Annotated in this window: 16 protein-coding genes; 12 read left to right on the plus strand and 4 right to left on the minus strand. The window is 54.3% G+C overall.

What is annotated here, in order from left to right:
- Positions 1–73: 73 nt before the first annotated feature.
- From H7R58_RS25235 to H7R58_RS03660, 4 genes are read right to left on the minus strand one after another with little or no spacing between them, the layout of a single operon-like run.
- A complete protein-coding gene (locus H7R58_RS25235) occupies positions 74–2776 on the minus strand; it encodes an ATP-binding domain-containing protein (protein WP_182934610.1) in 2703 nt (900 codons plus the stop codon).
- Positions 2773–3474, minus strand: a complete 702-nt coding sequence (locus H7R58_RS03650) for a DUF4391 domain-containing protein (protein WP_065904830.1) — start codon at positions 3472–3474, stop codon at positions 2773–2775. Before H7R58_RS03650 ends, H7R58_RS25235 begins: the two co-directional genes overlap by 4 nt.
- Positions 3471–6749 carry a helicase-related protein gene (locus H7R58_RS03655; RefSeq protein WP_065904831.1) on the minus strand — a complete coding sequence of 1093 codons (3279 nt, stop codon included), beginning with the start codon at positions 6747–6749 and terminating at the stop codon, positions 3471–3473. Before H7R58_RS03655 ends, H7R58_RS03650 begins: the two co-directional genes overlap by 4 nt.
- Complete coding sequence (locus H7R58_RS03660; protein ID WP_182934611.1) at positions 6749–7654, minus strand: helix-turn-helix transcriptional regulator; 906 nt, start codon at positions 7652–7654, stop codon at positions 6749–6751. Before H7R58_RS03660 ends, H7R58_RS03655 begins: the two co-directional genes overlap by 1 nt.
- A gap of 468 nt (positions 7655–8122) precedes the next feature.
- On the opposite strand from H7R58_RS03660, the gene H7R58_RS03665 reads away from it, so the two are divergent.
- The 12 genes from H7R58_RS03665 to H7R58_RS03720 all read left to right on the plus strand — a co-directional run bounded on the left by H7R58_RS03665 (position 8123) and on the right by H7R58_RS03720 (position 14617).
- Complete coding sequence (locus tag H7R58_RS03665) at positions 8123–8986, plus strand: GTPase family protein (RefSeq protein WP_182934612.1); 864 nt, start codon at positions 8123–8125, stop codon at positions 8984–8986.
- 92 nt (positions 8987–9078) lie between these two features.
- Positions 9079–9903 (plus strand): DUF932 domain-containing protein, encoded by an 825-nt coding sequence (locus H7R58_RS03670; RefSeq protein ID WP_182934613.1) that lies wholly within the window; start codon positions 9079–9081, stop codon positions 9901–9903.
- A gap of 208 nt (positions 9904–10111) precedes the next feature.
- Positions 10112–10822, plus strand: coding sequence for a DeoR family transcriptional regulator (locus H7R58_RS03675; protein WP_089522299.1), 711 nt, complete (start codon positions 10112–10114; stop codon positions 10820–10822).
- 25 nt (positions 10823–10847) lie between these two features.
- Positions 10848–11384 carry a DUF4339 domain-containing protein gene (locus H7R58_RS03680; RefSeq protein WP_089522300.1) on the plus strand — a complete coding sequence of 179 codons (537 nt, stop codon included), beginning with the start codon at positions 10848–10850 and terminating at the stop codon, positions 11382–11384.
- 41 nt (positions 11385–11425) lie between these two features.
- Positions 11426–11863 carry a hypothetical protein gene (locus tag H7R58_RS03685; RefSeq protein ID WP_163282084.1) on the plus strand — a complete coding sequence of 146 codons (438 nt, stop codon included), beginning with the start codon at positions 11426–11428 and terminating at the stop codon, positions 11861–11863.
- Between the two features lie 66 nt (positions 11864–11929).
- Positions 11930–12340: a hypothetical protein gene (locus H7R58_RS03690; protein WP_182934614.1), complete on the plus strand. Its 411-nt coding sequence runs from the start codon at positions 11930–11932 to the stop codon at positions 12338–12340.
- Between the two features lie 77 nt (positions 12341–12417).
- The gene (locus H7R58_RS03695) at positions 12418–12654 is read left to right on the plus strand and encodes a DUF905 domain-containing protein (protein WP_182934615.1); all 237 of its coding nucleotides are present in this window, start codon (positions 12418–12420) and stop codon (positions 12652–12654) included.
- A gap of 85 nt (positions 12655–12739) precedes the next feature.
- Positions 12740–13198: an antirestriction protein gene (locus tag H7R58_RS03700; RefSeq protein ID WP_182934616.1), complete on the plus strand. Its 459-nt coding sequence runs from the start codon at positions 12740–12742 to the stop codon at positions 13196–13198.
- Positions 13199–13206: 8 nt separating this feature from the next.
- Positions 13207–13689, plus strand: coding sequence for a RadC family protein (gene radC, locus H7R58_RS03705; protein ID WP_182934617.1), 483 nt, complete (start codon positions 13207–13209; stop codon positions 13687–13689).
- A gap of 8 nt (positions 13690–13697) precedes the next feature.
- Positions 13698–13919 carry a DUF987 domain-containing protein gene (locus tag H7R58_RS03710; protein WP_131056732.1) on the plus strand — a complete coding sequence of 74 codons (222 nt, stop codon included), beginning with the start codon at positions 13698–13700 and terminating at the stop codon, positions 13917–13919.
- A gap of 17 nt (positions 13920–13936) precedes the next feature.
- The gene (locus tag H7R58_RS03715; protein WP_182934618.1) at positions 13937–14254 is read left to right on the plus strand and encodes a type IV toxin-antitoxin system YeeU family antitoxin; all 318 of its coding nucleotides are present in this window, start codon (positions 13937–13939) and stop codon (positions 14252–14254) included.
- A 21-nt stretch (positions 14255–14275) separates the two neighbouring features.
- On the plus strand, positions 14276–14617 hold the full coding sequence (locus H7R58_RS03720; protein ID WP_182934619.1) for a TA system toxin CbtA family protein: 342 nt from the start codon (positions 14276–14278) through the stop codon (positions 14615–14617).
- The last annotated feature ends 7 nt before the right edge of the window (positions 14618–14624 follow it).

A 14624-nucleotide genomic window follows, 5' to 3' on the forward strand; every position in this document is an offset into this window, starting at 1 on the left:
CTTTTTCCTCTGGTCGCTATGCTTTTTATGGAAAAGGCATAGCGGCTAACAATTCAAATTCGTATTAGTAGGGTTAGTCGCCTTGTTGCCAGTTTTGGCAAAAGTGCGGGCGCAGACTTTCGATGGCGGATGGCAAGCTGCCCTGGCAGGTCACGCCCAGGTAGGTGGCAGCGCGGGTGGTACCGACGTACAGGTATTTGTCGAACAGTGCCGGGTGCAGCGTGGCGAGCTGGTCAATGCTGACAAAGAATACCGCCTCAAACTCAAGGCCTTTGATGTGCTGGATGTCGAACACACGCACGTTGCTTTCCTGCCCCACAGCCTGGCCTTCTCGGCAGGCGATGACCTGGATGTTGTGCTCCGCCAAGGCAGTGTTGAGTGCTTCGGCAACCGGGGCTACGTCGTCCTCGGTATTTACAAAAATGGCGGTGGATGGCAACTGGCCGACAAAGCGCTCAATCTCGCGAATGCGATCAGCCAGCCAGCCGACAATGGTTTCTGCGTTGGTCGCGTGCTCCAGCAAGGCCGGCGCAACGCCCATGCTGTCCATATGCGCTGGCAAGCTGGCGTTTTGCTCGGTGCCACCGACAGCGCGGATCATGGCGCGGGCCAAATCGTTCAGTTGCTTGCTCTGCCGATAGGAGACAGTGATCTCCTTGATATCGAAATCGGCGAAAACCCACTTCAAGTCGTCGGCGGAGCGTGCGCCCCAGGTGGTCAGGCGTTGATTGAAGTCGCCACAGGCGAAAAATGAGCGCAGCCGCGGATGCGTCAGCGCCGCCATGCTCGCCAGCTGGATGGGCGAGAAGTCAGTGGCTTCATCCACCAGGATCTGGTTGCAGTAATGCCCCAGAATGGGCTGGAGCGATGACCACGCGGGACTATCTATGTCGCGCTGAACGTTGGGCCGACTGAGCAGGTCGCCTGCGGCGCGCAAGATCGCAAGCAGTACTATGTCCAACTCCAGGGGGTGGATGTCGCGCGCCTCAAAGCCTTCGTGGCGATACCAGGTGTTTGCCGGTTGGCGTTCGCGCCTGAATGCACGGTAGCGCTTCGGGATGCCCTCGAGGTAGCGCTTGACCGGATTAACGAAGCGGCGTGCACTGGCCTGCACCAGAAGACTTGCACCCACCTCAACGCGATCCGCTTCTGTCAGACTACGCTCCCCTAACCACTCGATGATTTTGCCATTGCGAGAGGCTTTGCTGACTGTGCGCTTGGATGCTGCTGCCCGGGCTTGGGCGCGTACCGCTTGCATGTAGGCATTGAGCGCCGCGGTACGGCCTGTGCGGGATGCTGTGATGTCTTCTTCTTCATCGGCATCCGGGTCGTCCTGGTCGTCCTCTTCAGTCGCTTGCCCTTGTTGGAGGCTGTCGATCATGCGGGCCAACTCATCCAGAAAAGCTCGGTTGCGTTTGAGCTGCAGGTTGAGTGCGGCTTTGATCTTGGCGTCCGAGCCTTCCTTCAGGCTGCTGACGAGTGCCTGCACTTTGGCAATCTCCACCGACAGTGAGCCAAACATCGCCGCCAGTGCGCCATCGGCCGCGCGCGACAAGATGTCTTGCAGACGTGCGCCGAGACTTAGGACGTCGGGCGTTTTGGCATCGTGGAGCAGGGTTGCTGCTTCATGCAGTTCCTGCACATAGGCCTTGCGCTGCCATTCATCGAAATCGTCAAACCATTGAATGGGGCTCTCTAGTGCGGCATCGGTCATGCTGGTCAGTCCGTCTTTCAGAACAAAGGTACCGCTACCGGAAGCCCTTCTGAGGACGCCGAATACGTTTCGGGCCAGCTCGCGTCGATAGTCTTGCCACGTTCTGATGCGCTGATCCGAGGCGGGAACACCTTCACGCGCAAATGCTTCCTTGAGGTACTGCTTGAGCAATTCCGTGGGCGTGAACATCAGCCAGTTGTTGGCGTGCGCAATGCCTTGGGCTGAAGCGATTGTTTCAACCAGACGTTGTTCGCCTTCATCCAGGTAGGCGGTGTCGAGTTTTTGGCCGAGGCGGCGGATCAGGGTGGTCGTCTTGCCTGTACCTGGCGGGCCCAGGATCAAAAGACGATTGTCGATAGGGCGACGGAAAATCTCATCTTGATATTGATCGAGGATAGGCTGATCACGCAGTCCCATCTTGGTGATGACGCTGCGGCGAACACCGTCGATGATGTTGGCCTTGACTGACTCCTCGGCCAGCAATTGGCCAAGAATATCTTCGGTGACTTCTTCTCCCGCAACCGCGGTCAGCAGCGCACGCAGCGACTCGATAGTGAACGGCCCAAAATGCTCGGCTTCAACTACGGTGTCGCGTGAATCCCACCCACCGGCAAGCGCATTGGGCCGAAGCTGGGCTCGCTCAAGAACCTCAACGACGGTTCCATTGGGAAGCGTGAACTCTGTGCCTATTGCCAACGAGGCCAAGCGTCCAACCGGTGCGCGGTAGCTGGCCAAATTGGGGAAGCCCGATACCGGCGTCGTGCGGCAGATGTAGTAGGTTTTCTCTTCACCCTCTTCATCGACCACCACAACACGAGCGATGGCAGGCTCCGCCACTAGTACCTGATAGCTTTCACGGTTCTCCTGACCGATCTTATCCAGCCTTTGTATGGCTGAACTGGAAGTCATTGTGTTGATGTTTGCCAGCGCATCGGAACCAGGTGTCCGCCCATCGTACAGTTTACCCTTGGCGGTTTCAGCGATGCTTTCGAGTTGCGCCAACGCTTCATCAGCGAATTGCTCAATGTGTTTCCTTGACTCTTCATTCAGGCTTTGCGTCATGCACTCTCTCTCCCAGTCAATTCTTCAAGTTCATTTTTGAGCCGCCGCAAGTGCGCGTTGATCTCTACTTTGCGGTTGAATTGTTTTTCTTTGGCAAGTCTGCTCGCAGCTTTCTCAACCTCACGCTGCTTGGCTGCAACCAGTTCCACGCGTGAAACCAAGTCAGCGAGAGTTTCTTGTGGGCGCGCTGGCATGGGGATCAGACGGTGAAGCACCTGCTCATACAAGCTGCCCAGGTCGAGTGCTAAGGGCATGGTGGCGCGCTCATAGTCACTCGACAACCAGGCTGTGGCAAAGTAGTCACTCAAGACCCAACGACTGGCGTCTGACTCATTGGGGCGTTTGTATGCAGCGATCACCTTTGTTCGCTCATCAAAGCTCAGCTCGAAGATGACGGGAAACTGCACCGCGCCATCGATGCAACGCAAAACGTCCATATTCAGCTCCAATGTCTTGAGCTGAATTGAGAAAATCTGAAGCTCTGGTACTCCCGGCCTGGCGGGCAGGTTGATCGTTTCTGGGGCCAACTTGTATTGCCAGACGATTTGCTCCACCTGCTCGACGAACAAGTCCTTCAGCCTTGTATTAGCGCCGCTGTGTTCGTAGATCTTATTCTTTGGCAGGGTACGACCAAAGACAGCCTGCTTCGGATAGTTAATGAAGGCGGTATTCGACTCAAATCGCGCAGACTGACTCATCCGGCCTCCTGAATCACGAGGAAGGTAATCAGTTCGAAGTCGTCCAGTCCGACGATAGTATTGACCAACGCGGTGGTCTTTCCGCTGCAGAAGAGGCTGTCCAGATCCTTCTCTTCCTTCACCTCGATCATTGAGCGGATGGCCTTGCCAAGCAGGTCCGAATACATCTGCATCTTGCGGCCATCGGCCGTTTCCTTATTGAACAAGAGACAGGCATCTGTAATAGGCTGGGCTTGTCCCTTACAGCATGTGCGAACCAGATCCAGCAAACGTTTGACTTCGGTGTGATCGTGAATGACTTCCCCCTCGCGATTAATGTAGACGAGGTAATAAGGGTGCAGGCGGTTGTGTTGACTGACGTTGACGCTTGGATTCCGGTTGCGTAGCGTGAAGATCACACCCGGGCGTAGGCCCATCTCCGGCTTGGCAGGCACTACGGCGTGCATCCCGCTTGGCACGTTGCTCAATTCGCCATTGACCTTCACATAGTTGAGCAAGTCCATTCGGAAGTCATTGAGCCCGAGATCAGTAATCGACACTCCGGTTTTCAGGTCTTCCAGCTCAATCACTTCCTCTTGCAAACGTCGCAATTGCTCTTTGCGATAAGACACATCGTTGGCTTGGGCGCTCAGCACATTGTCATCACCGGTGGCTGTAACATCGGCAATCATCATTCGGCTCTCAACCCGTTCCTTCAGGTTGATGTATTCGTCGAGAGAGATGTCTGGCCAGTAGTTAACCAGTTGGATGCAACTGTTGGGTGAGCCGATGCGATCCACACGGCCGAAGCGCTGGATGATGCGCACGGGGTTCCAGTGGATATCGTAGTTGATGAGGTAGTCGCAGTCCTGCAGGTTCTGGCCTTCAGAGATACAATCGGTGCCGATCAACACATCTATCTCTGCCTCCTCATTTGGCAGCACGATGGCTTTCTCCTTCGAGTGCGGAGAGAAGAGAGTGAGCAGTTCCTGGAAGTCATAGCTCTTCTTGAGCGTGCTCTTCGGTACCCCTTTGCCGGTGACTTTTGCACTGTGCAAGGCCTGTGTAGCCAGCAATTCCTGAGCCAAATTGGCATACAGATAGTCAGCGGTGTCGGCGAAGGCGGTGAAGATCAGCACCTTCTTGTTGCCGGGATTCAGCGGTGCGGCGATCTTCTCCAGAACCAGTGTCTTGAGATGCTGTAGTTTGGCATCATCGGCAGCCGTGATCTTGTTCATCGACGTCAGCAAGGCATCAATGATTTCCAGATCAACCTTCAGTTCGTGCTCCCATGAAGGTAAGTCCATATCGGCGAGGCTGATCTTGACCTTGCCGCCAATCTCGCTGTCGCCAATATCAGGCAAGTCGTCGTCCGCATCGAGGTTTTCTAACTGGTCGGTCAGGTCATTTATTCTGCTGTCAATGCCACTGAGGTCGCCAGTCTGATTGAAAGTGCTGATCTTGCCTAGCGTATTCGTGTGGTTCGCGCGCAGGGACTGGAGCGTCAAGCGGAAAGACTCAATCGAGCTTTCCAGGCGCTTGAGCAGGTTGGTCGTCATCAATGCCTGCAGGCTCTTTTCGCGGTCGACTTGCTTAAGCTTGCCTTTGCCTGCAACCTGAGTGTCATACATCTCCTCGTACTTCTTGAGCCGACTGGGCAGGATGTAGCTGATCGGCGCGTAAACAGCGAGCTTGAGTAAAGACAGCTGCTCGAAAATTTCGTTGAAGCTCATCACATCCGTTCGCTGCGTGAGCGGGCTATGGAACGACAAGGGTTTGCGGCGCTCAGGGAATTGGCCGATTTCCTTGGTATCGTAGAAGGTTTGAATATGCTTGCGCGAACGTGCGATGGTGACGCTGTCGAGCAACTCGAAGAAGTCGAAGTCCAACGATTCCAGGATGGCCCGCGCTGTGCGCTCTTCCGATGGAAGCTTTGCCCACGCATTGAAGCTGGCCTGTGCACTACGGAAAATGTCCTCTACCGTCTTGCCGGTGCGCAGCTTCTTGCTGAGGTTTTCGGAGTCGCCTTCGTAGGCCAGCGCCAGTTGGTTGCGCAGGTCGTTGAAGCGGTTGTTCACCGGGGTGGCCGAAAGCATCAATACCTTGGTTTTCACTCCCTCCTTGATAACCTTGTTCATCAGCTTCTGGTAGCGGGTTTCCTTGTCCTTATAGGCGTCATTGTTGCGGAAGTTGTGCGACTCGTCGATGACGACGAGGTCGTAGTTGCCCCAATTGATGCGATTCAGCGGTGTGCCGAACGACTCACCGCTCGTACGGCTGAGGTCGGTATGACAAAGCACGTCGTAGTTGAACCGGTCGCGAGCAAATATGTTGGTCTTGAGGTTGCGGCTGTAGTTCAGCCAGTTGTCCGCCAGCTTCTTAGGGCATAACACCAAAACTGACTTGTTGCGTAGTTCGTAATACTTTACCACGGCCAGCGCGGTAAAAGTCTTTCCCAAACCCACGCTGTCGGCCAGGATGCAGCCGCTGTAGCTTTCAAGTTTGTTGATGATCCCGGTAGCAGCATCTTTCTGGTAATTGAAGAGTTTGTTCCAGATGAGCGTGTCTTGATAGCCCGTGCGGTCGTTCGGCAGGACATCCTCGTTGATGTCGTCCAGAAACTCATTGAAGATATTGTAGAGCATCAGGAAGTAGATGCTCTCGGGCGAGTTTTCCTGGTAGACGGATGCAATGTGGTCGCATATCTGCGCCGTTACATCCTCCAGCTTCTCGGGGTCCTGCCAGATCTGGTTAAACAGACTGAGGTAGGTCGCCGTAAATGTCGGCTCGTCCATCTTGTTGACGAAGTTGGAGACAGCGTTGCCCTGCTGGTAGCCGAGATCGACGGCGGTAAAGCCGTGCAGTGGCATGTAGGCAGTATCTGCGGCAGCAGCCTGAATGCAAGTAAATTGCTGCATCGGTGCCTTGCTGCGATTGGACTTGAATGTTGCCTTGCGCCGCATCCAGTCCGCGCACTCTTTTGCAATTGCGCGCTGGGTCAGTTTGTTACGCAACTGAATTTCGAACTCACTCCCGTACAAGCTCCGTTCGCGGTCAGCCTTCGGTATGTGGAATTCTCTGCGTTCCTTGCGAATCTTGTCGGTAACCTCGTTAGCGGTAAACGTCGGCGAGGTAAAGATGAATTGCAGCTCGTCGATTTTTTCCAGCTCTGCTTTGAGCGCTTCGAACGCGTACATCGAAAAGCAGGAGGCGGCGATCTTCAGGCGAGCACCAGGTTTGAGCGTCTGCTTTAGGTCGTCTCCGAGCAGACGGTTGATATTGTCGATCAGTTCCATTAATAGTCAGCCTTCTTAGTGGCGCTATAGCCTGGTGCCAGTAAGGCATTTTTTACGCCGTAAATTGCGAGATGATCTTTGAGCCATAACCGGTACTCCGGTCCGAGAAGGCAATGATCGGGTGAGCAGTCTACCCGCCAGCGCTGCAACATATAGCCCACCACCGCAGCGCGAACGCGCATTTTGATCGAACCATCTGTCATCCCGTAGTCCATCTTGATAATATCGGGCCGATCAACGTTCGGGTGCGGCACGAAATCCAGCTCGACGATGCGCGTCCATTGGATGTCGTTATCCTGTCGTTCGTTGGCCTGTGGCTCCTCGTCGAGCAATGTTGGTGCTTCGATGCGGGTGACGACGAAATCCCGAAACTCTCTACTCTTGCGATCAAAGGCCCGGACGTGCCAGCGTAGGCCGGTATCAACCAAGGCAAAGGGCACAATTATCCGCTCGGACTCGCCGCCGCTCATCGAGTGGTAGCAGATGGCGACAGGTCGCTTGGCGTGGATGGCTCGGCAAATCGCTGCTAACACATCCATCTTGGGGATGCACAGGGCTGCGGGGGATTCACATGGTAGCAGCGCCTGCATTGAGCCGTTCACGCCATCGCCAAAGCCGAAAGCCAGCGCCGACAGAACACGCTGCGATGCGTGTTTGAACAACGGGGAAAACGCCTGCCCGATGCGATAGATCTTGTTGCTACCATCGAAGGTGATGTTATGCGGCACGATTTCCCGGTACAAAGCCAAATCGCGTGTCGCCCCTGCTGGAGCCACGCCGAAGCGCTCAATCAGATCTGGGCGACCGATCTCACCGAAGAAATAGAGCCGAAAATCGATGTAGGCCAGCCGCTCTCGCTGGGCCACACTCAAGTCCTCAAGCCGCTTAGAAGGGGAGCTAGGCATGAATCATCACTATATGGGAAAATGAAAATTGAATACGGTAATCCATAAAGTGCCATGGTTGTAATCAAATTGATGATAATCATGCAATAATACTTATGTAACAGCAAGAAATGATGTCTCAAACATAGACAGTCATCATATTGGCTGATGTTTCTATATCGTTAGATTGATGCTAGCCAACTATAAAACCTTACTGCCCAATGCCCAATGCCCAATGCCCAATGCCCAATGCCCAATGCCCAATGCCCAATGCCCCTCGGGCAATTTGCTCTTATCCACTGATCTGGTTTGCGGAGGAGGGGGTCAAGATAACCTAACTACTCAGGGAGCGGGATCAAAGGCGCAGTGACTTAACGCTTACCTTAATTTAAATTATTTTCAGATATATATCATTCTTCTGAACATACCTGATCAACGGCAGAATCTCACGATTCTGCCGTTTTTGTATTATTTTTCAGAGGAGTAGCAATGAACAATTCTGAAGGTTTGAAGTCGTTTCGGCAATCACTTTCTGGCCTGCCACAGTGGGCATCAGAGCGGATTCTGCAGCAAATAAACCAGTTAACCGACTACGAGCCAGTGATAGGTATTCTGGGTAAAACCGGGGCGGGAAAGAGTAGCCTTTGCAATGCCCTTTTTGCTGGTGAGGTATCCCCGGTCAGCGATGTCGCGGCCTGTACCCATGAGTCATTGCGCTTTCGTCTGCAGGTCGGTGAGCGATTTATGACCATTGTGGATCTGCCCGGAGTTGGCGAAAGTGGCGCTCGCGATATCGAGTATGCTGCACTGTATCGCGAACAACTCCCCCGGCTCGATCTGGTGCTGTGGCTGATTAAGGCTGATGACCGGGCGCTGGCGGTGGATGAGCACTTTTATCATCAGGTGATTGGGGAAGCTCACCGGCATAAGGTGCTGTTTATTATCAGCCAGTCAGATAAGACTGAACCCACCAGCGGTAGTGGTCAATTGTCCACGGCGCAGAAGCAGAATATCAGCCGTAAAATCAGCCTTCTGCATGAACTGTTCCAGCCCGTGCATCCGATCTGTGCGGTGTCGGTTCGTCTGCAATGGGGACTGCGGGTAATGGCGGAGCGTATGATTCGTTGCCTGCCACGCGAGGCCAGCAGTCCGGTGGCGGTACAGCTTAGTGCTCCACTTCGTACCGATGCCGTTAATAAAAAAGCCCGTGACGATTTTGGTGAAACGGTCGGCTCGGTACTGGACACAGTAAGTTCCCTGCCCCTGGTACCGGCCCCGGTTCGGACAGTCATCCAGTCTGTACGCGACATCGTGGTATCAGTCGCTCGTGCAGTCTGGAATTTCTTCTTCTGAAAATTAACCCTCTAGCCCATTTTTCCCTCAGCCCTGCCGCGACCTTGCGGCGGGGCTTTTTGTATTTATTTTCCATCATGAGGAGTTTGCTTATGACCCGTCTGGCTTCGCGCTTTGGCGCAGTAAATCTTATCCGTCGTGACCGTCCGTTAACCCGCGAAGAACTGTTTCTTGTGGTACCTAGCGTTTTCAGCGAGGACAAACACAAATCCCGCAGTGAACGATACACATATATACCCACCATCTCTCTGCTGGACAGTCTGCAGCGAGAGGGCTTTCAGCCGTTCTTTGCCTGTCAGACCCGCGTGCGTGATCCTGGGCGTCGCGAGCATACAAAGCATATGCTGCGCCTGCGTCGGGAGGGGCAGATTACCGGTAAGCAGGTGCCGGAAATTATTCTGCTCAATTCTCACGATGGCTCCAGTTCATATCAGATGCTACCGGGACTATTCCGTGCGGTATGCCAGAACGGACTCGTCTGCGGTGAGTCGTTTGGCGAGGTGCGGGTGCCGCACAAAGGAGATGTCGTGAGTCAGGTGATTGAGGGGGCGTATGAAGTGCTGGGGATTTTTGACCGTGTGGAAGAGAAACGGGATGCCATGCAGTCGCTGATGTTGCCGCCACCTGCACAACGGGCTCTGGCACAGGCTGCACTGACGTACCGTTTCGGAGAGGACCACCAGCCGGTGACAGCACCTCAGATACTCTCCCCACGCCGCTGGCAGGATGAGAGCAATGATCTGTGGACCACATACCAGCGTATTCAGGAGAACCTGATTAAGGGCGGGCTTAGTGGCCGGAGTGCAAAAGGTGGGCGAACGCATACCCGCGCCGTGCGTGGTATCGACGGAGATGTGAGGCTCAACCGGGCTCTCTGGGTGATGGCTGAAGCGATGCTGAGTGGGTTTCAGTCCTGAGTTTGTTATCAGCATGTTAGGAAAGGACACTCCCTGTCCATTTTACCTCCATTGGATTGAGTGTTTTTTCACCGCATTTCACGGTGTGCCGCGTCATGCCTGCTTACGGAGGCAGATAAAAAATAGTTCATTCCATGTCCATACCCTGTCCGCCCTCCTCTTTAGAATCATTTCATATTCAGTCAGTTAACTATTACGGAGATTTAAGATGACACAGGCAGAGCGCCGTCATGACCGGCTGGCTGTCAGGCTGTCACTGATAATCAGCCGCCTGGTTGCAGGTGAAACGCTGAACATGGCGCGGCTGGCTGCAGAGTTTGGTGTGTCAGTCCGTACCCTGCGACGGGATTTTCGCGAACGGCTGATGTACCTCGACCTTGAGTATCGACGGGGGCAATGTCGCCTGCGCAGCACCGGTGGGGGCGTACAGGGCGAGCTTGATGCGCTGACCTTCGCGCACCGGGCCGGACTGGCCGATATTTTTCCGGGGCTGGACCGGCGTCTGGCGGGCATGCTGCTCACTGCGGGAGGGATGCCGTGTCTGGTATGGCAGCCGCCACAGTCTGTGTCACCGGCCATCTCACTGGTGTTCTACCGTCTCGTCAGTGCCATTACCGCCTGCCAGCGGGTACTACTGCTGGCCGAGGGAGAGCGCTGTGACGGGCTGGCTCCGTACCGCCTGATATCACTCGACGGCTGCTGGTACCTCACCGGTGAACTTAACGGGCATATCACCGTGCACCCTCTGGCGACCATCCATGCGGTGACAGTCCTGAACACCACTTTTACCCCGCGAAAACGTCTCAGCCAGTTAACCACACAGGCGGGCTTTATCCGGGCTCTACCGCACTTCAGCTGTATTCGCGAAATCCTGTCTCCTGGGCCCTCTGAGGAGGAGCGGGGCAACACACTGATTTAATTACCTCTGTTAAGAAGGAAAAACAATGACCTGGTATTACGAGAAAAATGGCATACGTCACGACAATGTGACCGAAGACGACATCACTGGCCTGATTGCGCGCGGTGAACTCACCGCTGCCACGCTGGTGTGGCGACAGGGAATGACGGATTGGCAACCGGTCTCCGCCACCCCGCTGGCTTCAGCGCTGCTCCACAGCACTACACCACCAACGCTGCCGAGGAACCGCATTCCGGGTGGAGTGATATGGACGCTGGCATTTGCTCCCTTCATTGGTTATACGCTCGAGCTGTGGACTGCAGGGCTGAACGGAATGTCTTTTGACGAGGCATATGAGGCTGTCTCGGGCGGGCAGTACTGGTTTATCACGCTGCTGCTCAATATCGCTCTGGGGTATCTCGATGAACGACGCCTTCGTAAGGCCGGAGTGGATACCACCATGTTCGGCAAACTGGCCTGGCTGGTGCCGTTCTATTTGTGGCGTCGAGCGAAAACTCTCGGTCAGAAACCGGCTTACTTCTGGGTATGGCTTGTGATGCTGGCCCTGACCGTATGGGCCTGAATCACCGCTACCTGATACTTTCTCTGTCAAGGACTAACGTAATGAAAACGCTGATTAAAATACTGGGCATTTCCGGCAGCCTTCTGCTTTGTGCAGGGGCTCAGGCCCAGCCCTATAACCGGACGCTACCTGCAGTCGTCAATGACAACAGCGGGAATATTTTCTGGTGTGATGCGCATCGTCAGGTTACCGGAAAATGCGAAGCCATGTCTGTTGACCGTCAGGGCGGGATGGTCACGGTGCGTTCAGCACCTTTTAAAGACTGCGAAGGCGGCCTGTGGGGCTGGATAACTATCATGCGCAACGATGTGTCGAAGGGATTCACCATTACTCCGGATAAGAAATTCGGTCTCACCGTAAAAGATCTGTGCCGTCCGGGCACGGTAGTGACCTTTAAGCCCAACCAGAAGAAGCCGGAATATGACGACCTGGTGGCACTTTACCAGGGCAAAGAGCTGTTTCGCTACCGGCGCTTCTGATAACACCCGATATCAACCACTCTTATTTTGCCCAACTGCGGGCTGGATTAATTCAGGACGAAGACCATGCTGAAAATACTGACCTCTGCTGTACCCACCCTCATTCTGTCACTTGCCGCATTCAGTGCCGGTGCCGCTCAGCTTCCGGCAAGCCTTATGGATAAAGACAATCCCGGCCAGGAATACTGGTGCCAGGGAAACGATATCAACACCTCCATGTGCTCACTGACAGGTGTCAGCGACGACCATAAATTTGCCCTGATTAACGACCTGCCGGGCCCGGCCTGTGAAGACCTAAGCTTCGGGGTTATCGACCTGGTGCGCCAGACCGGTGTCAACATTCCTTACGACGGTGGTGACTGCAAGGGCGATGTGCAGGCCGGGTTTGTGCGCGGCACAAAAGATAATGCCCTGTATGTGAAAATTGTCCGGGGCAGTAAAACCCTGCGGTTGTATAAGGTACAAACCGGTTACTGATAATCACCCCACACCTGCACACACTCATAGCCCCTGACGCTTCTGCGTCAGGGGCTTTTGCTTTTAAGGTACATCGAATGTCTGAATCTCACATGCTGCCACCGGGACCTTTCACCCGACAGCAAGCTGAAGCGGTTACCCGCCGGTATCACAACATCAGCATTGAAGACGACCAGGGTAGCCACTTCCGCCTGGTGGTTCGTGACTCTGAAGGTCGAATGGTCTGGCGGGTGTGGTGCTTTGAGCCTGATGCTGGTGAAGGACATAACCGTTATATCCACAAGTCAGGCATCCTCAGAGCATCCTCCTCCTGACCACACCCATTCATCATCCCTGTATGTCCTTTATTTCCCATACGCCAGCCATCGTCGCTGGCGTTTTTATTGACGGAGAATATCCATGACGACACAAACTCAATGCAAATTGATGTCCGCTAATGAACCTCAATTTGACCTCACTGCAACACCAGTGCCTGACGAACAGCGCCTCGATTTCTGGCCGCTGTACTTTGGCGATATCCCGCAGTGGATATCGCTGGAACCGCGTATTTTCGCCTGGATGGAGCACTTCTGCGATGAGTACAGCGGTGGAATCTGGTCCTTTTACACACTCAGCAATGGCGGCGCGTTTATGGCTCCTGATGCTGACAGTGACGATAAATGGCATCTTTTCAACAGTATGAACGGTAATGGTACGCAAATGAGCGCAGAAGCCGCAGGTATTGCTGTCTGCCTGATTGTATACAGCCATCACGCCTGTCGCACCGAATGCGACGCCATGACTAAACACTATTACCGACTGCGGGATTACGCTCTGCAGCACTCTGAATCCAGCACCATTCTGCGCATTATTGATTGAGGACACTCATGATGGAACAGTCACTGATCCCACCAGCTCCGGCACTACCACTAACCGCACAACGCACGGTAAAACGCGCCTTAACGCTGCTTGACCGACACCTGCGCGAAACAGGCGTGGCATTCACCTCCACTCAGGCTGCCCGTGACTGGCTGAAACTGAAAATGGCGGGACTGGAGCGCGAAGAGTTTATGGTGCTGTATCTGAACCAGCAGAACCAGTTGATTGCCCATGAAATCCTGTTTGCCGGTTCCATTAGCAGTACCGAGGTACATCCTCGTGAGGTGGTCAAACGCGCCCTGTACTTCAATGCGGCAGTCGTGATACTGGCGCATAACCACCCTTCCGGCGACACCACGCCCAGCCAGGCAGATAAGACCATCACGCAGCGTCTGGTGCAGGCGCTCCAGCTCATTGATATCCGTGTGCCTGACCACCTGATTGTCGGTGGCAGGCAAATCTATTCATTCGCTGAACACGGTTTGCTTTGAGGTATGACATGAAAATTATCAGTAAACGCCGGGCGATGACGATTTACCGCCAGTATCCGGCCTCCCGCATTTTTCGATACTGCACCGGCAGATACCAGTGGCACGGCAGTGTCTGTCATTACACCGGCCAGGTCGTTCCTGACATTCCCGGCGTGCTGGCGGTATACGCCGAACGCCGCCAGGACCGCGACGGACCTTATGCCTGTCTGATGAGTATCACCCTGAACTGACAATAAAGAGGTTATAAATGAGCAACACCACATGGGGCCTACTGCGGGATATTACACCGCGCATAGGGGCTCGTCTGGTGCAGGAGGGCAACCGGCTGCACTATCTGGCTGACCGGGCCAGTATCACCAGTAAGTTTAGTGATGCCCAATGCCAGAAGTTGGATATCGCATTTCCGCATTTTATCAGTCAGATGGAATCGATGCTGACCACTGGTGAAATGAATCCTCGGCATGCCCATTGCGTCACCCTGTACCACAACGGTTTTACCTGCGAAGCCGATACTCTTGGCAGTTGCGGCTACGTATACATCGCTGTTTATCCCACTCAACGCTAACTTAATTTCACGAGAACAAGCATGAAAACTCAACCTGCTACAATTTCGCGGGCGGCGAAGCCCTGTCTGTCGCCCGTTGCAGTCTGGCAAATGCTACTGACACGCCTGCTGGAACAGCACTATGGCCTGACACTGAACGACACGCCGTTCAGTGATGAAACTGTTATTAAAGAACATATTGAAGCCGGGATCACGCTGGCCGATGCCGTGAATTTTCTGGTGGAAAAATATGAACTGGTGCGTATCGATCGCAAGGGGTTTAGCTGGCAGGAACAATCGCCTTATCTTCGGGCTGTAGATATTCTGCGAGCGCGACAGGCAACTGGCTTGTTGCGACAAAGCCGTAACAATGCAGTACGGTAAATATTGC

This window comes from Klebsiella sp. WP4-W18-ESBL-05, from assembly GCF_014169075.1.
Lineage (GTDB): Bacteria > Pseudomonadota > Gammaproteobacteria > Enterobacterales > Enterobacteriaceae > Kluyvera > Kluyvera ascorbata_B.